17 protein-coding genes are annotated in these 23660 nt (G+C 46.7%); 8 read left to right on the top strand and 9 right to left on the bottom strand.

Features of this window, described 5'->3' with window-relative positions:
- Positions 1 to 297: 297 nt before the first annotated feature.
- The 4 genes from QT990_RS08160 (at position 298) to ilvN (ending at position 3046) form a co-directional block, all read left to right on the top strand.
- Complete coding sequence (locus QT990_RS08160) at positions 298 to 786, top strand: Photosystem I reaction center subunit III (RefSeq protein ID WP_333138816.1); 489 nt, start codon at positions 298 to 300, stop codon at positions 784 to 786.
- 118 nt (positions 787 to 904) lie between these two features.
- A complete protein-coding gene (gene psaJ / locus QT990_RS08155; RefSeq protein WP_106151078.1) occupies positions 905 to 1033 on the top strand; it encodes a photosystem I reaction center subunit IX in 129 nt (42 codons plus the stop codon).
- Between the two features lie 301 nt (positions 1034 to 1334).
- Positions 1335 to 2147 carry a carbon-nitrogen hydrolase family protein gene (locus QT990_RS08150; RefSeq protein ID WP_333138818.1) on the top strand — a complete coding sequence of 271 codons (813 nt, stop codon included), beginning with the start codon at positions 1335 to 1337 and terminating at the stop codon, positions 2145 to 2147.
- A 380-nt stretch (positions 2148 to 2527) separates the two neighbouring features.
- Positions 2528 to 3046 (top strand): acetolactate synthase small subunit, encoded by a 519-nt coding sequence (ilvN, locus tag QT990_RS08140; RefSeq protein ID WP_333138820.1) that lies wholly within the window; start codon positions 2528 to 2530, stop codon positions 3044 to 3046.
- Between the two features lie 316 nt (positions 3047 to 3362).
- Here ilvN and QT990_RS08135 read toward each other — a convergent pair whose 3' ends face one another.
- Together QT990_RS08135 and QT990_RS08130 are read right to left on the bottom strand one after the other, a co-directional pair.
- Positions 3363 to 6902, bottom strand: coding sequence for an EAL domain-containing protein (locus tag QT990_RS08135; RefSeq protein WP_333465112.1), 3540 nt, complete (start codon positions 6900 to 6902; stop codon positions 3363 to 3365).
- Positions 6903 to 7144: 242 nt separating this feature from the next.
- The gene (locus QT990_RS08130) at positions 7145 to 8209 is read right to left on the bottom strand and encodes a transposase (RefSeq protein WP_333138824.1); all 1065 of its coding nucleotides are present in this window, start codon (positions 8207 to 8209) and stop codon (positions 7145 to 7147) included.
- A 198-nt stretch (positions 8210 to 8407) separates the two neighbouring features.
- On the opposite strand from QT990_RS08130, the gene QT990_RS08125 reads away from it, so the two are divergent.
- Positions 8408 to 9412, top strand: coding sequence for a zinc-dependent alcohol dehydrogenase family protein (locus QT990_RS08125; RefSeq protein WP_333138884.1), 1005 nt, complete (start codon positions 8408 to 8410; stop codon positions 9410 to 9412).
- A gap of 449 nt (positions 9413 to 9861) precedes the next feature.
- Here QT990_RS08125 and QT990_RS08120 read toward each other — a convergent pair whose 3' ends face one another.
- The 7 genes from QT990_RS08120 to QT990_RS08090 all read right to left on the bottom strand — a co-directional run bounded on the left by QT990_RS08120 (position 9862) and on the right by QT990_RS08090 (position 19508).
- Positions 9862 to 10626 (bottom strand): hypothetical protein, encoded by a 765-nt coding sequence (locus QT990_RS08120; RefSeq protein WP_333138826.1) that lies wholly within the window; start codon positions 10624 to 10626, stop codon positions 9862 to 9864.
- Between the two features lie 200 nt (positions 10627 to 10826).
- Entirely contained in the window at positions 10827 to 13442 is a 2616-nt protein-coding gene (locus tag QT990_RS08115) for a glycoside hydrolase family 18 protein (RefSeq protein WP_333138828.1), read from the bottom strand.
- 184 nt (positions 13443 to 13626) lie between these two features.
- Complete coding sequence (locus QT990_RS08110) at positions 13627 to 14283, bottom strand: CAP domain-containing protein (RefSeq protein WP_333138830.1); 657 nt, start codon at positions 14281 to 14283, stop codon at positions 13627 to 13629.
- Between the two features lie 164 nt (positions 14284 to 14447).
- Complete coding sequence (locus tag QT990_RS08105; protein WP_333138832.1) at positions 14448 to 14633, bottom strand: LysM domain-containing protein; 186 nt, start codon at positions 14631 to 14633, stop codon at positions 14448 to 14450.
- Positions 14634 to 15153: 520 nt separating this feature from the next.
- A complete protein-coding gene (locus QT990_RS08100; protein WP_333138834.1) occupies positions 15154 to 16881 on the bottom strand; it encodes an asparagine synthase-related protein in 1728 nt (575 codons plus the stop codon).
- Positions 16882 to 16910: 29 nt separating this feature from the next.
- Positions 16911 to 18371, bottom strand: a complete 1461-nt coding sequence (locus QT990_RS08095) for a serine/threonine-protein kinase (protein WP_333138836.1) — start codon at positions 18369 to 18371, stop codon at positions 16911 to 16913.
- A gap of 132 nt (positions 18372 to 18503) precedes the next feature.
- Positions 18504 to 19508 (bottom strand): LysR family transcriptional regulator, encoded by a 1005-nt coding sequence (locus QT990_RS08090; protein WP_333054398.1) that lies wholly within the window; start codon positions 19506 to 19508, stop codon positions 18504 to 18506.
- Positions 19509 to 19737: 229 nt separating this feature from the next.
- Between QT990_RS08090 and QT990_RS08085 the strand changes: the two genes are divergently transcribed.
- The 3 genes from QT990_RS08085 to QT990_RS08075 all read left to right on the top strand — a co-directional run bounded on the left by QT990_RS08085 (position 19738) and on the right by QT990_RS08075 (position 23280).
- A complete protein-coding gene (locus QT990_RS08085; RefSeq protein WP_333138838.1) occupies positions 19738 to 20451 on the top strand; it encodes an NnrU family protein in 714 nt (237 codons plus the stop codon).
- Positions 20452 to 20495: 44 nt separating this feature from the next.
- The gene (locus QT990_RS08080; RefSeq protein ID WP_333138840.1) at positions 20496 to 20873 is read left to right on the top strand and encodes a thioredoxin family protein; all 378 of its coding nucleotides are present in this window, start codon (positions 20496 to 20498) and stop codon (positions 20871 to 20873) included.
- 361 nt (positions 20874 to 21234) lie between these two features.
- A complete protein-coding gene (locus QT990_RS08075; RefSeq protein WP_333138842.1) occupies positions 21235 to 23280 on the top strand; it encodes an NAD(P)H-quinone oxidoreductase subunit 5 in 2046 nt (681 codons plus the stop codon).
- Positions 23281 to 23660 lie beyond the last annotated feature (380 nt).

Below are 23660 nucleotides of genomic sequence, written 5' to 3'. Positions count from 1 at the left end.
GCTAGCTTAACTAATTCGGCGCAAGTCCCCCGCTCAACCTGTACTCAGGTTATTGTTAAGGGATTTTTGCCCGATCGACAGCTAAGGCCATCATCGGATGCAATGAAGGAATATCCTCGCGGTATTGCTAGCTCAGCATTGACCTATGAAAACGGGAATCCCTCATTCTATTGGGCTTTGCCGCATTAATGGTGGATACTTTACACTGTCAACAAACACGGTAATCTGGATTCCAGATCGGCAAGTTGAAATGCTTGTACAAAAACTTATTGTTTTGTAACAAAAGGAAACAATTCCATGCGACGATTGTTTGCTGCAATTTTAGTGTTGAGTGTCTGGATCAGTTTTGCTCCAGTTGCTTCGGCTTACAATTTAGTGCCGTGCAAAGACTCTCCCGAATTCAAGGAACTGGCTAAAAATGCACGTTCTACCAATGGCGACCCCGCATCTGCGAAAGCAAGATTCGATCGCTATTCTCAAGCTATGTGCGGCCCGGAAGGATACCCGCACTTAATCGTAGACGGCAACTTGAGCAAAGCAGGGGACTTTTTGATTCCTAGCATACTGTTCTTGTATATGGCTGGTTGGATTGGTTGGGTAGGCCGTTCTTATCTGCAAGTTACCAAAAAATCAGCAACCCCAGAGGAAAAAGAGATTATTATCGACGTTCCTTTGGCAATCAAATGTATGCTGAGCGGCGTTTTATGGCCTCTGGCAGCTCTCACATCAATCACCAGCGGTGAAATGTTTGCCAAGGACGACGAAATTACTGTTTCCCCCCGCTAAAATTGGGAAATGGAGAAGAGCTAATAGCTAACAGTTAAGTAATTAACTAGAAATTAGCAATTAGCGCGCTTATCGATCGGCAATTACCCACTGTCTCGAATTTTCAGGAGCAGAATTCATGCAATACTTTGTCAAGTTTCTTTCGACCGCACCAGTATTGGCTATCCTTTGGCTATCTATTCAAGGCGCGGCTTTAATTGAATTTAACCGCTTTTTCCCCGACCTGCTTTTCCATCCGATGCCTTAAGATTTGAGGGAAATTAGGTTGCAAAACCTAGGAGGAAAAAGTTGAGAGTTTTGAGTTTTGAGTGATGAGTTACAGGTTAATTTAAAGCTCAAATATCAAAACTCTCAAACCAGATTAGTTGGTGCAAAGCCAGCCCCTAAATGGGAAAAATCCACGGATATCAACTATTTAGTTATCAAATTAGTTACTAATGACTATTGACTAATGACTAATGACTAATGACTAATGACTAATGACTAATGACTACTGACTACTGACTAATGACTACTGACTACTGACTACTGACTAATATTTTGAATCGATGAAGTCTTATCTCGCCGCAGCAATTCAAATGACTAGCTTGCCTGACCTGCAAAAAAATTTGGTTCAGGCAGAGGAATTAATCGACCTGGCAGTGCGTCAAGGTGCGGAGTTAGTTTCCTTACCAGAAAATTTCTCGTTTATGGGCGAAGAGGAGGAAAAGATTGCTTCAGCAGAGGCGATCGGGCTCCTGAGCGAAAAATTCATCAAAACTATGGCCCAGCGGTTCCAGGTAACGATTCTGGGCGGCGGATTTCCAGTGCCGACGGAGGGGGGGAAGGTATACAATACTTGTTTGCTTGTAGACCCAAACGGCACGGAAGTGGCAAGGTACAGAAAAGTACATTTGTTCGATGTGAATGTGCCAGACGGCATTACTTACAGGGAATCGAACACTGTGAAAGCTGGTGAAGATTTGCCACCTGTTTATGTGTCGCCGGATTTGGGGACGCTGGGACTTTCGGTGTGCTATGACGTGCGGTTCCCGGAAGTGTACAGGCATTTGTCATACAAAGGGGCTGATATTTTGTTCGTGCCGGCGGCGTTTACCGCTTACACTGGCAAGGATCACTGGAAGGTTTTGTTGCAAGCTAGGGCGATCGAGAATACTTGTTATACGATCGCCCCGGCACAGACTGGACACCACTACGGCCGCCGTCAAACACACGGTCACGCGATGATTATAGACCCTTGGGGTGCCATTTTGGCGGATGCTGGAGAGGAACCGGGTGTGGCGATTGCAGAAATTAATCCCGATCGACTAGAACAAGTCCGCCGCCAAATGCCGTCGCTGCAACACCGGGTTTTTCTTTGAAGGAATTTTGAGACCAATTGGTCTCAAAAATTCGGAAATTAATCCCGATCGACTAGAACAAGTCCGTCGCCAGATGCCCTCACTGCAACACCGGCTTTTTCTCTGAAGGAATTTTGAGATTAATTGGTCTCAAAAATTCGGAAATTAATCCCGATCGACTAGAACAAGTCCGCCACCAGATGCCCTCACTGCAACACCGGCTTTTTCTCTGAAGGAATTTTGAGACCAATTGGTCTCAAAAATTCAGTCCCCGTCAGGGACAACACCTGAAGAATTTTGAGCCAAACATATTGTTTAATGAAGGTTCAATGACCGTGCACTTCTGCTAAAAGGCGAATTGGCGAAAGTAGAATTGCACGAAATGCGTCTTTTTTGAAGAAATGAAACACACTCTTTCGGTTTTAGTTGAAGATGAAGCGGGTGTCCTCACTCGAATTGCTGGTTTGTTTGCCCGTCGGGGTTTTAATATTGAAAGTCTGGCCGTTGGCCCGGCGGAACAAGGGGGAGTGTCTCGGATTACGATGGTTGTACCCGGAGATGACCAGATTATCGAGCAGTTGACAAAGCAACTGTACAAGTTGATTAACGTGCTTAAAGTTCAGGATATAACGGAAATTCCCTGTGTGGAACGGGAGTTGATGTTGCTGAAAGTTAATGCTGTTAGCGGAACGCGATCGGAGATAATTGAGTTAGCTCAAATTTTTAGAGCGCGAGTGGTGGATATTGGTGATGATACGCTGACATTGGAAGTTGTCGGAGATCCCGGTAAAATGGTGGCGATCGTCCAGGTTCTGAATAGATTTGGGATTAAGGAAATTGCTCGTACTGGGAAAATTGCCCTGACGCGGGAGTCGGGGGTAAATACTGAGTTTCTCAAGTCTTTGGAAGCGAAAGTTTAAGTCAGGAGTCAGGAGTCATTAGTCATTAGTCATTAGTCATTAGTCATCAGGGCTGTTTCATTCTCACCAAAAACATGAATTTTGTAGGGGTAGTGCCCCCGTGCCTACCCCCGACCTAGACGATTCGATCGGCTGATCAGACCAAGAGGGCCGGCACGGGGAGTAGGGGTAGCACGGCCCCTAGGTCGAATGAAACAGCCCTGTTAGTCATTAGTCAGAAAGAATGTTTTAACTTTTAACTTTCGACTTCTTATTGCCAATTATCAATTACCAATGACTGATGACTAATGACTAATGACTAATGACTCCTGACTCATTACCATTTGGGTTGACTTTCTATCAAAAGTGTGGCTGCAATGCTGTCTATCGGCTTTGAGAAAAAGTATCCTTGTCCGTATTCGCATTGCAGCGCTCGGAGTAAATTAAGCTGTTCGATGGTTTCGATGCCTTCAGCAATTACATCCATGCCTAAATGACTGGCTAAAATTAAAATAGTCTGTACAATCGCTTCGTTGCCTTCATCTTCAGTCATGCGACTGACAAAAGCTCGATCGATTTTTAAAGCATCAGTTGGAAAAGTGTGCAGGCGGCTCAAAGAAGAATAGCCAGTGCCGAAATCGTCAATATATAATTGAATTTCTAAATTTTTTAATTCCGCGAGGATAGCGACTGCTGATTCGGCATTCTCCATGATGACGCCTTCAGTAATTTCTACCTTTAAAGTGCGGGGGTCAAGCTGAGTTTCTTGTAAAATTTCACGAATGCGATCGATTAAATCCGGTTGTTTAAATTGTTGGTTAGAAAGGTTGACGCTGACAGTCAACGGCGGATTTGCTGGGAATTTTTGGTGCCACTCGTGGATCTGACGGCAAGCCGATCGCATCATCCACCAGCCCATAGGTATAATCAATCTAGTTTCTTCAGCTACTAAAATAAACTCGCCAGGAGATACGACACCCCGCTGCGGGTGATACCACCGGATCAGCGCTTCAAAACCGCTGATTCTACCAGTAACTAGAGAGACGATAGGCTGATAGTAAAGCTGAAATTCCTGGGAGTCTAAAGCGCGTCGCAGGTCGTTTTCCAGTTGCAAAAGGGCGACGGCGCGAGTGTGCATACTTAAGTCAAAAACTTCGTGGCGAGCTTTGCCCAATCCCTTAGCATGATACATGGCAGCATCTGCATCTCGGAGCAGTTCTTCAGGCCGATCGTACAATATGGACAACGGGGCATTGGGAACAGGAGAGTCAGAAGATAAGCAAGACAAAGAACTTTCCCGATCGATATTTCCGAGATTTTCGGGGCTCGACAGTTTGCTGGTTTCCCTTTGATACGGAGGAAAACCAGAACAAACAATCCCAATGCTAGCACTGGTAAAAACTTGATATTCGTTAAGGTAAAAAGGCTCTGCCAGTTCCGCTTGCACTCGTTCGGCAATCTGGATCGCATCCTCGGTGCTTTTGATATTTTCCAGCAAAATAGCGAATTCGTCGCCGCCGAGACGGGCAACGGTATCTCCAGCGCGCAAACAGATTCCCAGGCGCTGCGCGATCGCGATCAGCAACCGATCGCCCACTAAATGCCCCAAACTGTCGTTAACAACCTTAAAGCGATCGAGATCGATAAACAGCACCGCAAACAAAATCTCGGGGCGGCGTTTTGAAAGATCGATCGCGTGCCCCAAGCGATCCATAAATAAAGATCGGTTGGGCAAACCGGTTAGCATATCGTGCAAAGCATCGTGTACTAACTTATCTTCTGCTATTTTGCGGAGGGTAATATCTTCGACAGTGCCTTCGTAGTAAAGTAAATTTCCGTCAGGATCGCGAACTGCGCGGCCGTTCTCGGAAACCCAGATAGTAGTGCCGTCAGCGCGGTAAACTTGGGACTCGAACTCAGACACAAAACCCTGTTTTTCGATCGCGCGCAAAAACTCGACGCGGCGGATGGGATCGAGGTAAAGTTGGCGGTCTATGTCTTGGATATTCGCGATCAATTCGGCGGCCGACTCGTAGCCGTAAATTCTCGCCAAAGCAGGGTTAGCGCTGAGGTAGCGTCCGTCGGTCGTTGTCTGGAAAATGCCTTCGATCGCATTTTCAAAGATACTGCGGTATTTCTCTTCCGCCTGTTGCAGCGCGAATTCTGCCTGCTTGCGATCGGTGATATCGGTCAACGTGCCGAGATAGCCTAGAACTTCCCCGCCTTGGGTCATTTCTGGCACTGCTTGCCAAAATACCCAGGTTGTGAAGTCACCGTTGCAAAAGCGGTACTCTAACTTACAGGGCAACTTGTCTGTTACAGCGCGATACCACTGGCTCAAAACACGATCGCGGTCTTCGGGATGCAAACTTTGGGCCCAACCTTCGCCTAGTGCCTTGGGCGCAGTCAGTCCCGCCATCTCCAAAAATCGCTCATTGACGTACAAGCAATCTCCAGCAGCGTCGGCGCGGAAAATCCCGACCGGCAGTATTTTTGCCAAGGTGTAATAGCGGTATTCGCTTTCTAGCAGCGCGCTGGCAGCTACTTTAGTCTCGGTGATGTCAAACATTGCGCCTTGAAGGATAACAGACTTGCTTGCTTCATCGCGAACTGCGGTCGCTTGATCCCGGAACCAGACGACTCGGCCGTTGCGGGCGATCGCGCGGTATTCTGAAACCAGCGACCCCTCGCAGAAGATATCTTCTCCATCGCTGAATTTCTGTGTGGCGTTTTCCACTAACACGCGGTCACGGTCTTCTGGGTGAACGAGTTTCAGCCACAGGTCGGGATCGGCTCTCCATTCAGCTACAGAATAACCTAGAAAAGTCTCGATTTGCGGGCTGATGTAAAGTTTTGCCGCCTTGCGGTTGAGGGGAGAAATGTAGGTGACAGCCGGCATTTGTTCTACCAGGGCGCAGTATTTCGCTTCTACAGTGGACAGTGCTGCTTCTAGGCGCTGCCGCTCTAATTCGGCGGCTGCCCGTCCCGCAAAGATGCTGAGAATTAATCGGAATTTGGCAAGATGTGCTTCCACCAAAGGTCGATCGTGGAAAATACAAATAATGCCTAAAGGTTCGCCGTAAGAGTTTTTCAGCAAAACTCCCAGAAAACTGCGCGCACCTGTAACTACCGGTCTGCGGTCTTCTGGAAAGGTTTCCCAGAGGTTGTCTGGACAGGAATACATTCCCCCCTCCAGCACCCGCGCTTCGGGAGTATTGGCGGTGTCGCACTCAAAGTTTGGCTGCTGTCCGTCGCTCCAAAAACTGATAACTTGCAATCTATCAGCACCAGCATCGGTGCGTGCCTTCGACTTAATCGATTTGGCAGCGACGGCGGTGCGAACTCCGAGTGCTGAGGCTAAGTGGCAAACTAAGGCATCAAAGAATTCTGCTCCCCCCGGCGAATCAGTACCTGCTAGGATTTCGCCCAGTAAATCTTCCTCTAATTGCGCGGAAGCAGTAACTTTGGGAGGATTCTCGGCATTCGGGCGATCGGGATTTTGCCCCATCGAACCCGCAATGCTCAGACTTAGCGTTTTGCTATTTCCAGGCCCCAGAATAGGCGAATAATTCACACTTAGGCGCTGTTGCTTAGCCAAGAATACAGCGCGACCCATACCTAAAACTTTACCCAAGAAGCTGTCAGTTGCCGGCAACCGATTTGAGTTGGGAAAAATCACAAAGTTTTTCCGAATTTTCAATCCGGCAGATAAATCATCGTTTAATTGTGGCAACTGCCGTTGCTCTTCGGCCGGCGGCAGACGAGGGGGCATTGGCTGCCACTTAAGATAAATCGCGGACACCACGGCTAAAGTCGTCAATAATCCCAGAAGATATGCAAGAATCTCAAAGTAAAAAAATAAATCTCGATCGAACATCGATTAGCACCGCTCGACAATTATTGTAGTTATCTGAAGCCAATCTATTTAAAAATAACTAAGTATCGTCACGGATGGGTAACGAATACAAGGTCAGATCGCCCTGAAAGCGACAAGAGAGTTAACAGTTCACAAAAAACCTGGCAATACTTGACATTACCGAACTTTTTGTATTTTTTTTCGTACAGGCTGAAACCGTACAGGTGAAATTGTAAACACATATATACGATTGTGGCACTCCTCTAAGGGGGTGAGTTTACGTTTACTTTTCTAATCATAATTAACGCTGCATTCACATCAGCATTAATCCGACTTTCATTCCAAGACCGAAACCACCCGCGTTTATCGATCTTACCCTGATAAGAGTCTTGCTTACCGACAGGCTCTAAATCCCCTAATCTGCACTTATTTGTATAATATGCTTGTGTAACTATTATGTTGATACCGACTAGCTCAGTTTTGTAAATAATAAACTTTACGATTTCGGTATGAGGAATTACACCCAAAATTTGATGCTTTTTTTGTAATTTTATATTGTGTTTATTTCTCACATTTGTGTCAATAATGAACTGAATTATTTTCCGAGCCACCAACCGCTTGATAATCAAAATGCTGGTTTTATCTTGGTAGTTTTCTAATCGTTTATTTCGTTTAAAGGTGATTTGCTGAATTTGGCGCCTGGTAGATTTTCCCTGCTCAATCTTTGACAGTAAAAATGCTTGGCGCTGATTGAAACATTGATTGATTGATGTGAGATTTTTTTGAGAATCATAAATAGTTGGAATAAATGTTGGCTTATTGGATGCCACAGCTACGAGGCGATCTATCCCTAAATCTATACTTGCTCTAAGGTGGCAATTTAAATTCACCAACGTTACAAGCTTTTGATGGGCAGCCTCAACAAAGTAGAGCGCTGTTGCAGGAACTATTCTTACCTTTATGACATCTTGGGACTTTGTAGAAATTATTATGTCACTTGGAGAGAAATGAAGTAGTCCCTTATTGGAGTCGCTCCCCCTTTTTTTTATGGATTGGTTATCAGAACTGAACAAGTTACCTGTACAGATTCTATGTTTGTATTGGGGGATGCTGGGGAGAAATGAAAATTTAGGTATATCTCGGTCATACGCTATTCTTGACTTTTGGCAATACTCCCAATCGTGAACAACTTGTTTGAAAACTTGCTTGCTACTAATATTAGCAGGGAATGATTGAGAGAAGTCTCTAGGTTTGAAGATGGCAAATAACTGTCTGATAATTTTAGTGCCACCAACTTTAGAACCCGAAGTGAAAAAGTGTGTCCTCATAAATATTTACCACGATCGTAGAGATTTTTGAACAGAAATGATAAGCCATCAAACTGTTTATAAAACTGATGCTGCCGATCTATGTAATGCCTTTCAACAACCCTCATAAATTTTGGGATAAACGAAAAGTTTTTTGTTGCTTTGCTAAGCAATGTACAATAAAGTCTAGGGATTATCTGATCTAGTGTAACACTCATGATGAAAGCGATCGTTTTTCAAACCCCCGGAAGCCCGTCCGTATTGAAAGTGCAAGATATCCCCGCCCCTACTATACAAAGAGAAACTGAAGTTTTGGTGCGGTTGCGAGCGGCGGGTATCAATCCGATAGATACTAAGTTGCGATCGCGCGGCACTTTTTACCCCGATAAAGCTCCTCACGTTTTGGGGTGCGACGGTGCTGGAGTCGTAGAGGCTATCGGTGCTGGTGTGCAAAGTTTCCAAGTGGGAGACGAGGTTTTTTTCTGCAATGGCGGTTTGGGCGGATCGATCGGGACTTATGCCGAGTTTGCCGTTGTAGACGAACGCTTTCTCGCCCTCAAGCCTGCTGCTTTAAGTTTTGCCGAGGCGGCGGCGGCACCGTTAGTTTTAATTACAGCTTGGGAATCGCTGTACGATCGAGGGCGCTTGCAAGCCGGTCAAAAGGTGCTGATTCAAGCTGGTGCCGGCGGTGTCGGCCACGTCGCGGTACAGTTGGCAAAGTTGCAGGGGGCAGAGGTTTGTACGACTGTTAGTTATGAGGAAAAAGCCAATTTTGTCAAGCACCTAGGTGCAGATTCAGTTATTTTATACAAAAACACCAATGTTGTCGATGAGGTTTTGACTTGGACTCAAGGACAAGGAGTTGATTTGGCTTTCGATACAGTCGGGGGAGAAACTTTTTACCAAACTATTCCGGCGGTGAAAATTTATGGAGATTTAGTAACAATTTTGGAACCCGATCCAGCTTTGGGCAATTTGAAAACAGCGAGAATGCGGAATCTGCGAATTAGTCTGGAATTAATGTTGACACCGATGCTAGAAGGTTTGGTGGAGGAACAGGAACAGCAGGCTCATATTTTGCAGAAGTGTGCTCGTTTGTGCGATCGCAACTTGCTAAAAATTCACGTCAGCAAAACTTTCCCTCTCGAAGAAGCGCAAGCCGCTCACGAACTGTTAGAAACAGGCTCAGTAACTGGTAAAATAGTGCTTGAAATTGGGGGCTAAAAATACGGATTGTTAAATTTGCGGGTTGAAGAATCGCGGGCGATCGCCTCAAGCGACGGGGCCATCCGTTCCATTGTCAATCGGAACACTTTTGGGCTTGGGGGCAGTTGGGGAAAGCGATCCACTCAAGCGATCGACTCTACCTCAAGCTGTGATTCGCGAAGTTGCCCGGGCTCGAACATGGACTATCGGCGGCAGAATGGCTCCAAGACTGAACCCAAGCTAGATAGTCTTCGTGCAGTTAGTTTGAGCGGATGAGGCGTGGCTGTAGACGGAGCGAGGCGATTCACTCACTCGTGAGAACCTGCGATATACCTCCATCGTGGGACTAATTCGGTAAGTCAGCGACATCTGGAATGGAATCTAATAGCACGGATGCACCCGAAATGTGAAATTTCTTACCTGTATACAAGATCGGGCTAAAAGTTGAGCAATCAAGCTCTTTGTCATTAAGCAGCAATCACATTACCATCCCGATCAATCACATTACCATTCCGATCAATCATATTACCAGCCTGATCAATCCATATACCGCCGCTCAATCGCTCAATATGATTTTTGGTATTTGAAGAAATAGCATTATATATGATAGAATCCTCTATAGAATCCTCTATAATCTCATAAAAAATATTACATTTTATGGGAAATAATTGTACATGAATAGAGTTAGGAACAATAAGTTCTCTAACGCTCGGCCAAGGCGCATTTTCAATCTCTACTACATACTTAAATCCATAAACCTTGTCATAATCTGGATGGTCTGATTTGTTGGTATTATAAAAATTGACAAAATCACGTAAAGCATTTTTAAGTGGTTCTTCTACGTTATAGTTGTGAGACCTATTTGCTGCGCTGGTTAGGGGGACAAGATTGTCTGTTACTCCTTGACCACCAATCTCCTGATTCCACATATGTCCTTTGATAAAATTGTACTCTGGATATTTCATCCGTAAGAATATTGTAATTGGTTCAAGTTGATCCTGTCCTGGGACACTACCTCGTTGATTAAAAGCTCCGGGCAAAAGTATCACTGACACTTTATCACTCATAAGACCGCTACTGTTGTTACCACTACTATCGGTAAAATCATATTGTCTTGTTGAGAAAGTCGCGCCAAAGTAGGGAGGAAATGTGTATAACGGTGGTCGTTTCCGCCTGTTACTGCAACGGTTTTCTTGTGCCTTTTGGATATTCTTTTGAATTTTACTTAACATGATAAATTCTCCTGCCTAGCGATCTAAATTTATTTGTGCGAACATACTCAGTTTTCTTGTTTTTTTTGGGGAGAATGGAGTTTGATGCACTATTCAGTCTAGCAACTTTAGCAAACAGGACTAAATCACCGAATCGAAACCCCCGAAACCTTTATTCCCCAGTTACCCACTGAACGGGTACATTCAATCAGATAGGTTACCTATGAAAGGGGATTGATACCGAAGTATTCTTGCAACTTCGGGAACAAATCTTTTGACAGATCTCCTTGGTAGTAGATTTGCCCATTTCGCTTGGACACAAACAGCATTTCATTATGACCCCAGCCACCTCCAGCCACTCCATAGACAAATAAGCGATCGCCAACTTGATAAGTCCAGTCTCCGAGTAAATCATTGAAGTCTTCGTTTGAATCAGCGATCGCTAGCAACCCCCTACTAAGACGGAGTATCCAACCGCCAGAACCAAGGAAAAAGGATGCCAAAAACTGTTCCGCTTCCTTTAACCCTTGCAGTGCCTCCATCGCCATGTTGCAGCCTTCTTGGCTTTGTATTTCATATACTGTAAATACTTGTGCAGATACACTATCTCTGATAATTTCCTGTCTTTTGCTAATAATCCTATGGCCTTCGGGTGAATCCTTTAGTGCTCCATCCAATAAACCATTTGCAAAATTAACAATTGATTTTGAGGGTAAACGAATGGGCGTTTTTGGTGGTTGTGTAGGCGCATCAGGCTCGTCAGGCTTAGTAGGGGTTGGGATACCTAAGACCGATTCTACAGGCCCTAAATCCTTTGTAGGCCATTTATCAAGAGCACCTTTCAGCACATCTATGGCTCGCTGTATTTGTTGTGAAACCTCATCGGCTTCACGCTCACATTCTTTTTGTTCCTCCTCATCACCATCATCATTGTCAGGATCTAGATCTTGACCTTCTGAAGGATTTTGCCGTACAAACCACTCCAGCAAAATATGTGTCTGGAACAAAGTAATCATTGAGAAGAGCGGTACAAATACCCAACCAGCCACTCCCCCGATCATCAACCCAACCAGCCCGACCAATCCGGCGACTTTATCCTTGAGATCTGTTAAGACGCTTAGAGGGTTTGGACTATCTACATATCTTTTTGCGGTTTCCTCTATCTCAATCCACAATCCAATTATTTTATCTTTATCGTCCTTTGGGATTTCTTCGCCCTCTGTTTTTCCAGCTTCCTCGAAAAATTTTGTGATTGCTTCTACCAAACTTGGATCGACAAGCAAGCCTAATCTAGATGTTTCCTTTTCTCGTCCTTGTGCTATCTCAGCCGCGAACTCGTTTGTGTAGCTTCCGATACGTTCAATGAGCGGGGTGAGTATATCGCTTGGCACAGGTGTCTTCCCACTTGGAGGCAATGCCGGTCTGCTTTCTGGGTTACCTGAGTTTCTGTAAAGGGCTTTAATGATGCTCTTACCCTCTTCCCAAACATCATTGGAAAGTTCCCAAATAATCACTCCCTGCGCTCCCACATCCTTTAAGAAATTCAGTTTGCTAACAGCAGTGTCTGGAGTTTCAAAGTAGATATTGTGAGTATACGGGTAATTTCCTGAAGCAGAGATAAAAGGAGGTCTAGGTGTACTTCCCGACACTTTAATATTGCCATTGGCAGCCCTATGAGCATCTGGAAATTGAGCCAGGATATCTTTGTACCGAATAGATTTATACCCTGGAGGTACTTCACCACTCAGGTCATCAGGATCTTTCCCGTAGGCAAAGTCATAGCCATAGATTGGAACTCCTCCCGCTATCTTATCTCTGGGTATATTTTGTCCCTTACCTTGCCAGTTCACAAATAATGGGTTCGTCCAGTACCAGAGAGTATCTTCCACAGAAAGAATCGGATTATTGACGGGGCCTTGATCTTGATTTTGGGGATCGGGCCACTTCCCCTGTTGCTCTCGCAGATAAGACTCTTGATTGCGTATTTTAAGAAGCGCTGACTGAGGTCCGACTGGAGACGCATTCCACGAACCCGTCAGATCATAGGTCATAATCGCAAGCCAATCAGTATAGTCTGCTAATTTCGGATCGTAGTTATTGCCATACCATGAGGTGCCAAAAATAGCTGCGGAAACCAGTTTATCAGGCATCGCTTGCTTTAATTTTTGAGCAAATGAAGTTAATGCAAATCCTGCTGGGTGGGGGCCATCCGCTTTTGCTCTTCCTCCCATATCTCCTTGACCGGGCTTACCCCACCAGCACTCTAAATCCAGGTCTACGCCATCGAGATTGTTTGACTTGACAAAATTGACTACATTTTGTACGGCGAGATCCAGAAGTGGATTATCGGGATTATTTCCTATAGAAGTCATCAAATTGAGAAATCCATAATCAACTGCACCTCCCAGTGCAATTAAGATTCTGGTGCCGTTTCGATGTCCAGTGTTGACCACATCTGAGAGGACTGCCTTAACCTCCTCCAAGGACTTTGGTTCAAACTCACCGAGATTTACCTCACTAAACATGAGAAACGAGACGATGCCGTGGGTGATGTATCGATACATCTCATCATTGGCATAGTTAAATCCCTCTTTCTTTCTCCAAGTAGGAATATAGGCAATGATTTTAGCTTGTGCGGTCGGCGTGTGAGGTGTTAGATCGTACAACTCATCGTAAAACCGCCAACCATTATGATCTGCATCCCCTACCCCTGGTTCTGAAGCCTCGAAGTTGGCATAAAAGATATTGCCTTGGTATTTGACCATTGCTCCTGTCTGGTATCCTTCGCTTTTAGCTACCCAGTCAGGAACGTTTGAATAATCTGTAGAAATTCCCATTTTTCAAGTTCTTTCGCTAAATATAAATCCAGGGGTTGGTATTAATTACAGAAGGTTAGTTTGAGTTACTAACCTTCTGTATCCTCAATAACTGCAATTAAAATCAGCTATTCCTACGGCGATTCAGGTTTATGGAATTTGAGGTGTTTGCCCAACTTGTAATTGATTGGGCTATCGAGCGTTACTAGGGTGTGCCAAACACCTGAGTCCAGTAATGCTTGTAGTTGACGCTACCCTGATCGTTTTCCAAAAAGTAGTAACCGACCCCAAGCTCTCGATAGGTAGAATTCAGAATGTTGTCACGATGTCCTGAGCTATTCATCCAGCCTTTAATGGCATCTTCTGGTGTAGAGTGGCCAGCAATAATGTTTTCCGCCACTCGTGAGTAATGATAACCTTCCGCTCTGACCCGCTCCCCCATTTGGCGGTGATCAAAAAAGTCCTGCATTGCCATGCTCCGGCTGTGTTTCTGTGCAGCAGCAGTCAGTTGGGAATTAAGTGTGAGCGGAGATAAACCCACTTTACCGCGCTCATTGTTTGTAAGGTCTAGGATTCTTTTCAGAACATCATTATCTGAACCAGTTGAATTACCTACTCCCACTTTTTTAAATGACGAGATAGTATCATTAAGTTCATTGTTGAAGCTGGGATATTCGCCTGGTCCAAGTCGGAGGCTTCGTCCCTGGAATTTTGAATGTTCAAAAAAGTCCCAAGTGCCGGAGTAAACTTTAATCGAGGATATTTTGTCGTTCCAAAAATCTCCAATCCAGGAAGAGTCCTGCTCAAGAGAACCGGATTTAGTTCCAGAGAAATTGGAATCTGTAAAGATTTCGACTGACATAATTAACGCTCCAAAAATTGAAAAATAGTTATCTCTGGCTTCTTCGGGTCAATATAAATCCCTTGGCAAGTGTTAGTTGCAGAAGGTCAGTTTGATTGGCTAACCTTCTGCACTCTTAATAACTGCTATTAGCAGTGGTTAGTTTGACAAGCTTTCCAAATCTGTTAAGCAGGAATTTGAAGTTTCTGACCAATTTGCAAACTTGTAGGGGAAACGCCAGGATTTGCACCTGCAATTTTGTTCGCGTTCGCATCGCTACCATCACCATAGTAGGCAAGTGCAAGATTGGAAAATGTATCTCCAGACTCTACAGTATGTTGACAGGGGGGTTGACCTTGTTTACTGGACATATTTTTTTCCTTGAAAGATTATTGACGTAGTTGTGTTAGATAAGTAGTTAGACAGAATTAACTACACAAATACATAAATGCAATCATCCTAAATTAGCGACGGGTGCATCTACTAATTTAGTCTTTCGCCTCACAGCACCTCTTTCAGGACACTTTGGCAGAATTTAGGAGAATTTGTGGCGAGGGCGGGCGATTGACAAAAAAAACCCGGCCAAAATTGGTCGGGAGTTAGATCCCGTCTCTGGATTCAATTTAAATGCGTAGCAGCTTATATACAGCGTATTCCAGGTTTATGAAATACACCTAGAATACGCTGTATATCAAATCCGTTGGCATCGGAACGATTCATCTGTCTCTTCCGTTTCTCTGTATCCTCTGCGCCCTCTGCGGTTTAATTCGGTTCTATAAACAAGAGCGAAAACCGCATAGAGAAAATGCCATTGTCGATCGACAAATTAGGGCGTCAACTGCTCAAGTTGACACGACGAAAGGCACGGCGCCGTGTCGTAATTGGGGGTAACTAACGGCGATTAACTTGTAACCAAATTTCCAGCGTCACCAGCAGCCACAACTTCAGCCCGTAGCGGGGAAAAACTTCGCCCCGATAGTTTAGCCACTCGCGGATTAGTGTTTGATCGAGGTAAGGCGCGATCGCCGCATGACGATTCAGCAACAACGATCGCGCTTGCCGCTGCCAATCCCTCAAAAACCACTGCTGCATCGACATCACCATCCCACTTTTCGGACGGTTGACAATCACATCGGGTAGCAAATCCGCCACAGCAGCCTTGAGAACCGCTTTTTCCTGCGCGCCCGAAAGCTTGTACTCTGGCGGAATTTGCAAACTCAGTGCCACCATCCGCGCATCGAATAGGGGCGATCGAGCTTCCAATCCCGCCGCAGCCGTGAGATTATTCACTTTGGTCAAAATGTAATCGGCTCCCTTAAACTCAATATTGAGCCGCATCAACCGATTCAAAAACGTCGTTTCTGTCTGTTGCAATTCCTCAGCAAAGACGGAAGGCGCATTCTTCACCTTTTCCCAAACCTCCGGCTTCAGCAAACGTGGCAAATCCACATAGCATTTCTGAAACGAAGTCAAGTAAGCTGCGATCGGATCTGGTTTACCCTGAATCGAACCATACAAACTATTCAGCAGCATCGGCTTATTTTTCGGCCCGCCAAAGCACGGATCGCCGCCTTCGCCATTCAGTACCACATCTGCGAATTGCTTTGCCGATCGCCCCAACAGCAAATTGGGAACCGTCAAGCCTTCCCCCACCGGATCATCCATCGCCGCCAGCGTTTCCGGTAGCAACTCCCAAATTTGCTTTGGCGAAACCTCTAAAATATGGTGCTCAGTACCGCAATGTGCCGCAACGAGGTTGGCAAATTCAATCTCGCTGGGATATTGAGCGCCAAAGTGCATCGAAAAAGTGTGCACCGGGCGATCGTGCAGTCTTGTGGCGATCGCCGCGACGCAACTTGAATCAATACCACCCGAAAGATATGCTGCGACTGGTTCGCCCGCTGGTAGCGCTTCCTGCACCAGTTGTTCCAAAAGCGATCGCACTTGTTGACTATGCCATTCCAAAGGGCGATCGGCGTTAGTAATTTGCTCCTGTGGCTGCCAGTATCTCTGGGCCTCAATATCCGGTAAGTACAGGTAGCTACCGGGCCGCAACTCTCGCACGGCTTCCCACAGCGTTTGTGCTCCGGGTACAAATGCACAGCACAAGTAGTCGCGCAAAGCAACTAAATCAAGTTCTCGATCGTGATACGGATTGAGCGATCGCAGTCGAGGCGCAATCCAGCGAGTCGTTCCTGTACGGGTGTAATAGAGGGTTTTTGCTCCCACGCGATCGCGCCCCAGACACAAGGTTTGCTCGTCTCGATCCCACACAGCAAGGGCAAATTGTCCTGAGAGCAAGCTCAGTGTTTTAGTACCGTACTGTTCCCATAGCCGCGCGACGATCGCCAAATCGGTCAATCCCTCGGTATCAATCTGTTGTTTGAGCATTGGGGTGCGATCGAAGCAGCAGTCACCTACCAGCACAAATCGCTGATTGGGGCTGAAGGTGGGTTGAGCTCCGATTATGGCAAAACCGGAAGTTGCCCAAGTTGCAGGGTGCGATCGGACTTCTGGGCCCCAAGCAATGACCCAATTCGGGTAGATAGACTTCTGAGTCTGCATTTTAAATAAAACATCTCCCATAATTATTGTGGAACAGGCATCTTTCCTGTTCAAAACAGGCTTTTCTACAGGTGACTATTAGCTTAAAAAATATTAGAAAGTAACTTATAAATCAATCTAAAAATAGCTGTGCCAGCGATCGCACCCAAAGCACCCAACCATCCCACAAACAACACGCCAGTGATCGGAGAATTCGGATAAATCGCACCTGCAGCCGTCTGTAAAACCGGGAAAAACCACAGCAAAGCCACAGTACCAGCGCCAATAATCAACATCTCAGTTTGTTCGATCGCCCTGCGATACTGGCCGTAAATCAAACCCGCCACAATCATCCCCAACAATCCGATACTCAAGCCCGGAGAGGGCAGCAAACTCGTCAGGGCGATCGCCAGCACCCCCGCCTCAAAACCCGTAAACGCCGCCCCCGACAAAACCTCCCAAATCGAAAAAGTCGCTCTCTGCGAAGGTTGCAGCCCTCCGGGAGGTGTTGCAGGAACCCGTACAGGAGGCTGCTGAGTCGGTGGTAGCTGCTGAGTCGGTAGGGGAGTCGGAGTCCGTAGGGTCGGCGGCTGCACGACGATGTTAGGCTGTTGAGGCCGAGACATCAGAGCCGCTTCCACCTCACTGGCAGATTGAAACCGCTGGCTGGGAGCTGATAATAACATTCGATCGAGAACATGAGCCAAACCCGAACTTACCTGCACCCGCGACTGCCAATTCCACTCATTTCTGTAACTATCAAAAAGCTCCGTCGGTTGCAAACCACTCAGCAAAGTAATACAAGTCACAGCCAAAGCATACAAATCCGTTGCCGGATAAACTTCTTGCCCGCTCATCTGTTCTGGCGGAGCATAACCCAAAGAATAAATACCAGTCGAAGCTTTTACACTTCCAACACTTTGTGTTACTTGTTTAACCGCCCCAAAATCTAATAAATAAAGCCGACCGTTTTTACCCCGCATAATATTAGCAGGTTTAATATCCCGGTGAATCGAACCGCGAGAGTGTACAAAATCGAGAACCTTCAAAATTTCCCGCAGCACCTCCACCGTTTCCGCCTCCGAAAATCGGCCTTTAACAGCTAGTTCATCCTCCAAATTTTTACCGTCAATAAATTCTTGAACCAGATAGAAAAACTGATCGTTTTTTCCCGGCTGCAAACTCGTAACAGTCAGCTCAAAAAACGCCAGCAAACTCGGAATTTGCGAATGTTCGTTTCCCAGTTCTTCCAGCACCGCCGCTTCCCGTTCAAACAGAGTTTGAGCGATTTTTAGCTGGGGCGGAGTCAGACTTACCGACGGCTGCAAAAGTTTAGCAACGCACTGCCGCATCGCCGGAGTATCCCGGTCTCTGGCCAAAAACGCCGCCCCAAAACCGCCTTGACCCAACAACCTCACGGGCAAATAGCGGCCCCTCAAAATCATGGGCATCCCGCAAGCGGTGCAAAACTTTTGCTGCACCGTTTTCAGCCGCGAACTGTCATCGAGGTCGGGAAAAGAGTTTTGAGGGCGCGGGCAGCCCGGGCGGGTGCAGTAAACTTCCATTTTTGTTTGCTAAGAAGAGGGAAGAAGGAAGAGGAAAGAAGGAAAAGGGAAGAACGAAGAAAAAGTGATGGTTAAACCAGATTTCGATTTCTCAACTAACCGCGAACTGCTAACTGCCAGCGACCTAAGAGATTAACTTCCCGCCGAGTTGGGAGTTCCTATTTCTATGAATCCCAAATCGAGCGCCGGGGGTTCTTTCTTCTCCAGGATGGTCGAATAAGTAGCAAACTGAGGCAAAATTTCATTGCTGAAAGCCTCTGCTGCTTTAGAACGGTAGCGGTTCGGGTTGTAAATCAGCGACAAAATCCGAGTTACCAAAACTTCGTCCATTTGAGATTTGTGCAAGACGCCCATGAGCAACTCTTTTTCGATCGCCGAAACCGAGACAAATGCAGCTCCCAGCCCCGACTGAACGGCATTTTTAATGGCTTCGATCGAATTTAGTTCCATCTCTATTTTCAAGCGGCGCGTGTCAATGCCGCAGCGAGTCAGTACCTGATCGATTACTTTGCGGATCGTAGACTGCGAATCGAGGGATATAAACTGCAATTTGTAAAGGTCTTCTTTTTGGATAGTTTCTTGTTGTACCATCGGGTGAGATGGAGGAAGAATCAGAGCCAGTTCGTCCTCAGCGTAAGGAACAATTTCTAAAGCTTCTACAAGTTCGGTAGGAATTTCTCCGCCAACAATTGCCAAATCGATTTGCCCGTTGGCCACACTCCACGCCGTGCGGCGGGTCGAGTGAACGTGAAGCTGTACTGCTACATCCGGGTACTTTTGGCGAAACATCCCAATCATCCGGGGCAGCAAATAGGTTCCCGTTGTTTGAGAAGCGCCGACGATCAAAGTACCACCTTGGAGATTTTGCAAGTCTTCCAGAGCTCGACAAGTTTCCTGGCAAAGCGATAAAATTTTCTCGCCGTAACTCAGCAGCAGGTGTCCGGCTTCGGTTAGTTGCGCCCGCCGCCCCCCCCGGTCAAACAGTGGCACGTCCAATTGTCTCTCTAAGTTTTGCACCTGCAAGCTAACTGCTGGCTGGGATACATAGAGGCTGTCCGCGGCGCGTTTGAAGCTTCCTTCAGAGGCGATCGCCTTGAGAATGCGTAACTGGTCTAAAGTGAAAGGAAGGTCAGACATATATCTAAATTGTCAGTTGTCAGTTGTCAGTTGTCAGTTGACGGTTGACGGTTGACTGTAGGCAGCGAACAGCAAACAGCGAACAGTCAACAGCGAACAGTCAACAGCGAACAGCGAACAGTCAACAGCGAACAGTGAACAGTTAACTGACTGATAACCGCTGAATGCTCCCATAGATACTTTGTGACACAATTTGGCCGAGAATCAATAACTTTTCTTAATATTTGCAATGACGATCGACTTGGCGCTCGACTCCCACTTAGTTATTCTGGGCTTGTTACTGGTTTTTGCGATCGCCCACAGCGGTTTAGCAGCCCTCCGGCCCAAAGGTGAAAAGCTGATCGGGCCGAGACTTTACCGCGTTTTGTTTGCCCTTGTCAGTTTGCCGCTAGCCGTCATTCTGATTGTCTACTTTTTCAACCACCGCTACGACGGCGTACAGCTTTGGCAAGTACAGGGCGTCCCCGGAGTTAAACCCGCAGTTTGGATACTTTCGGCAATTTCCTTTCTGTTTCTGTACCCAGCAACTTTCAACCTCCTAGAAATTGCCGCCGTCCAAAAGCCCCAAGTTCACCTCTACGAAACTGGCATCATTCGCATCACCCGTCACCCGCAAATGGTGGGACAAGTGATTTGGTGCGTGGCCCACACCCTGTGGATTGGCACTAGCTTTACCCTCGTCACTTCCATCGGTTTGGTACTTCACCACCTGTTCGGAGTGTGGCACGGCGACAGGCGGCTTCAGGCTCGTTTTGGAGAATCCTTTGAAACCATCAAATCTCGAACCTCAATCATGCCTTTTTTGGCAATCCTACAAAAGCGTCAAACCCTTGATTTGCTTGAGTTTCTTCGCCCTTCCTATCTAGGTGTAGTCATTTTTACGGGCCTGCTGTGGCAAATTCATCCTTTTTTGATGCGTGTCACTAGGAACATATACTGGTAGCATGATCCCTAGGATAGAAAAAAATTATTAAATTTTGAGGGCTCATGGTGTTGTCGGTTAGCGAACGCACTTTTGCACAAGAGGTGTTTCAAGCCTCTACCCCCGTTTTAGTTCACTTTTCCGCCCCCTGGTGCGGTTTGTGCCGCGCGATCGACCCCACGCTTAAGAGTTTTGAGGCACAGTGGGCAGGAAAAGTCAAGCTCGTAGGGGTGAATGCCGATCAATGTTTCAAGTTGGCCCACACTTATCGGCTGACAAGTCTGCCCACGCTGATTTTGTTTGAGGGCGATAAAGTTCGATTTAGATTTGAAGACTACCAAGGACGCGAGGAACTGCGGCGGACTCTGGATTCCTGGATGCTGGCGGCTCACGTAGTTTCCCCATCTCAACGGCTGCAACTTCAGGAAGTAGCCAACAGGTAACGGTTCCAAGGCATTCGGCTCTTGTTGAGAAGGTCTTCGGCTTTTATGTCGGAAGCAGAAGGCTTTCCCCATTTTTCCATCAACTATCCCACAGCAAAATAAATGTCCCCGTCTTGAAGGTACAGAACTGTGAGATTTGTCGTAGAGTTTTAGTTTGCACCTGAATAATTTTCGGCGTTTATTGCGATCGTCTCGCTTGCGATGAAAAAAGTAGTGCGATCGTCTTGCTCGCGATGGCACTCGGCTATAGCAATACTTAGAGAATTGGATCGAGTATTTTGGCCTAGTCGCGCAGGCGTGTGCCACAATTTGTAAAGAATTGTGGCACTATCTAGTAGAAACTTTAAACTACCTATCAGTCATGGAACTGCTTTATCAATACGCTTGGCTGATCCCAGTCCTGCCACTGGCAGGCGCAATGCTAGTAGGTCTAGGCTTAATCACCTTTAACCAGGCAACCAACAAACTCCGACAAGCGAATGCGATATTAATCGTCTCCACACTCGGAGGGTCAATGGTACTCTCCTTCGCATTGCTGTGGAGTCAACTACAGGGCCACGCACCCTACACCCGCAGTATTCAGTGGGCTTCTGCTGGCGACTTCTCGCTGAATATGGGCTATATCATTGACCCCCTGACGGCGGTGATGCTGGCGATCGTCACTACGGTCGCCTTTTTGGTGATGATTTACACCGACGGCTACATGGCTCACGATGATGGGTACGTGCGCTTTTACGCCTACCTGAGCATCTTCAGCGCGTCGATGTTGGGTCTCGTAGTCAGCCCGAACATCGTTCAGATTTACATTTTTTGGGAACTGGTAGGTATGTGTTCGTACCTGCTAGTCGGATTTTGGTACGATCGCAAACCCGCTGCTGACGCTTGCCAAAAAGCTTTTGTCACCAACCGCGTCGGCGACTTCGGCCTACTGCTGGGCATCCTCGGCATTTACTGGGCCACCGGCAGCTTTGAATTTGAGGTGATGGGCGAACGCCTGCACTCCTTAGTCGAATCCGGCGCCCTCAGCGCGACTCTGGCGACAATCTTCGGCGTCCTGATATTTTTGGGCCCAGCAGCCAAATCCGCTCAATTCCCCCTCCACGTCTGGCTACCAGACGCAATGGAAGGCCCGACACCGATTTCGGCCTTAATCCACGCCGCGACAATGGTAGCCGCCGGCGTATTCCTGATCGCTCGGATGTACCCGGTGTTTGAAGGGCTGCCGGCAGTCATGAATTTGATCGCCTGTACCGGCTGTTTTACGGCATTTATGGGTGCTTCGATCGCGATTACCCAAAATGACATCAAAAAAGGCCTCGCCTACTCCACCATCTCCCAACTCGGTTACATGGTGATGGCAATGGGCGTCGGCGCTTACAGTGCCGGACTTTTCCACTTGATGACTCACGCTTATTTCAAAGCAATGCTGTTCCTGTGTTCAGGTTCAGTGATTCACGGTATGGAAGCAGTTGTAGGCCACAACCCTGCACTCGCTCAAGATATGCGAGTTATGGGCGGCTTGCGGAAATATATGCCGATTACCGCTTCTTGCTTTTTAATCGGAAATTTGGCAATCTGCGGAATTCCGCCGTTTGCTGGTTTTTGGTCAAAAGACGAAATCCTCGCCAGCGCCTTCGCAGCAAATCCCGCTCTGTGGGCTGTTAGCTGGCTGACGGCCGGGATGACCGCGTTTTATATGTTCCGAATGTATTTCAGCACCTTTGAGGGCGAATTCCGGGGCAATGACAGCGCCATCAAGCAGCAACTCCTGCAACCCGGTCTTGTTTTTGGCCCGGGAGCGATGAACGTTAAGGAATTGGCATCGACTGGCGACAGTCACGATGAGCACGACCATTTGCCTCACGAATCTCCTTTGACAATGGCTCTGCCGTTAGTGTTGCTGGCAGTACCTTCTGTGTTTATCGGTTTTCTCGGTACGCCGTTTGCCAATTATTTCGAGCAGTTTGTTCGCGCTCCAGGGGAATCTCTCGAAGAAGTTTTGGAACACGCTGCTGAGTTCAATTTGACGGAATTTTTGATTATGGGCGGAAGCTCTGTAGGTATTGCTTTGTTGGGCATTACTTTGGCTTCTCTGATGTATTTGAGCCGTAAAATTGACGCAAGTGCGATCGCCCAAAAAATCAAACCGCTTTACGAGTTCTCCCTCAACAAGTGGTATCTCGACGATATCAACGATTTTCTCTTTGTCAAAGGCAGCCGCCGTTTAGCGCGGCAAGTCATGGAAGTTGATTTGCGAGTCGTCGATGGTGTCGTCAACCTGACCGGTTTGGTCACGCTGATTACCGGCGAAGGTTTGAAATACTTTGAGAGCGGTCGCGCTCAGTTTTATGCCCTGATTGTGTTTGTCGCAGTTCTGGGTTTTGCGATCGTTTCTGGAGTTAGTTAAATCGGTAGGGACACGGCATTGTCCAAATGGTGTCAACAAACAGGTAAAACCGATAGTCCGACAGTCCGACAGGGAATGAATTCCCTGTCTCAAAGCTAAAGTCCTCGCTATGAGGACTGAAGAACTCCTTAAACCTCTTATTGTGGAACAGGCCGGAAAGCCTGTTCAATACTGGCTTTTTGGGAGATATCTATTAGTCCTCTTGAGAGGACTTTCGCTATTAGCCAGGGGTTGAAACCCCTGGCGGACTCGCGGACTTGCAAATGATCGGCTTAAGTTGACACGCCTTGGGCAATGCCATTTCCCACCAGAAGATATTTTAAGAACGGGTATTATCTCAATAACTCACCATTGACAATTAGCCAATAGAAATAAATCTT

Source organism: Microcoleus sp. T3_B1, assembly GCF_036700445.1.
In the GTDB taxonomy this organism is placed as follows: Bacteria; Cyanobacteriota; Cyanobacteriia; order Cyanobacteriales; family Microcoleaceae; genus Microcoleus.
The sequence above is the reverse complement of the archived record's forward strand: the minus strand, read 5'-3'. Positions and strand labels throughout refer to the sequence as shown.

Excerpts from the sequence above, each read along its gene's own strand:
- QT990_RS08160 (WP_333138816.1), top strand. The coding sequence starts at position 298 with ATGCGACGATTGTTTGCTGCAATTTTAGTGTTGAGTGTCTGGATCAGT.
- psaJ (WP_106151078.1), top strand. The coding sequence starts at position 905 with ATGCAATACTTTGTCAAGTTTCTTTCGACCGCACCAGTATTGGCTATC.
- QT990_RS08150 (WP_333138818.1), top strand. The coding sequence starts at position 1,335 with ATGAAGTCTTATCTCGCCGCAGCAATTCAAATGACTAGCTTGCCTGAC.
- ilvN (WP_333138820.1), top strand. The coding sequence starts at position 2,528 with ATGAAACACACTCTTTCGGTTTTAGTTGAAGATGAAGCGGGTGTCCTC.
- QT990_RS08135 (WP_333465112.1), bottom strand. The coding sequence starts at position 6,902 with ATGTTCGATCGAGATTTATTTTTTTACTTTGAGATTCTTGCATATCTT.
- QT990_RS08130 (WP_333138824.1), bottom strand. The coding sequence starts at position 8,209 with ATGAGGACACACTTTTTCACTTCGGGTTCTAAAGTTGGTGGCACTAAA.
- QT990_RS08125 (WP_333138884.1), top strand. The coding sequence starts at position 8,408 with ATGAAAGCGATCGTTTTTCAAACCCCCGGAAGCCCGTCCGTATTGAAA.
- QT990_RS08120 (WP_333138826.1), bottom strand. The coding sequence starts at position 10,626 with ATGTTAAGTAAAATTCAAAAGAATATCCAAAAGGCACAAGAAAACCGT.
- QT990_RS08115 (WP_333138828.1), bottom strand. The coding sequence starts at position 13,442 with ATGGGAATTTCTACAGATTATTCAAACGTTCCTGACTGGGTAGCTAAA.
- QT990_RS08110 (WP_333138830.1), bottom strand. The coding sequence starts at position 14,283 with ATGTCAGTCGAAATCTTTACAGATTCCAATTTCTCTGGAACTAAATCC.
- QT990_RS08105 (WP_333138832.1), bottom strand. The coding sequence starts at position 14,633 with ATGTCCAGTAAACAAGGTCAACCCCCCTGTCAACATACTGTAGAGTCT.
- QT990_RS08095 (WP_333138836.1), bottom strand. The coding sequence starts at position 18,371 with ATGGAAGTTTACTGCACCCGCCCGGGCTGCCCGCGCCCTCAAAACTCT.
- QT990_RS08090 (WP_333054398.1), bottom strand. The coding sequence starts at position 19,508 with ATGTCTGACCTTCCTTTCACTTTAGACCAGTTACGCATTCTCAAGGCG.
- QT990_RS08085 (WP_333138838.1), top strand. The coding sequence starts at position 19,738 with ATGACGATCGACTTGGCGCTCGACTCCCACTTAGTTATTCTGGGCTTG.
- QT990_RS08080 (WP_333138840.1), top strand. The coding sequence starts at position 20,496 with ATGGTGTTGTCGGTTAGCGAACGCACTTTTGCACAAGAGGTGTTTCAA.
- QT990_RS08075 (WP_333138842.1), top strand. The coding sequence starts at position 21,235 with ATGGAACTGCTTTATCAATACGCTTGGCTGATCCCAGTCCTGCCACTG.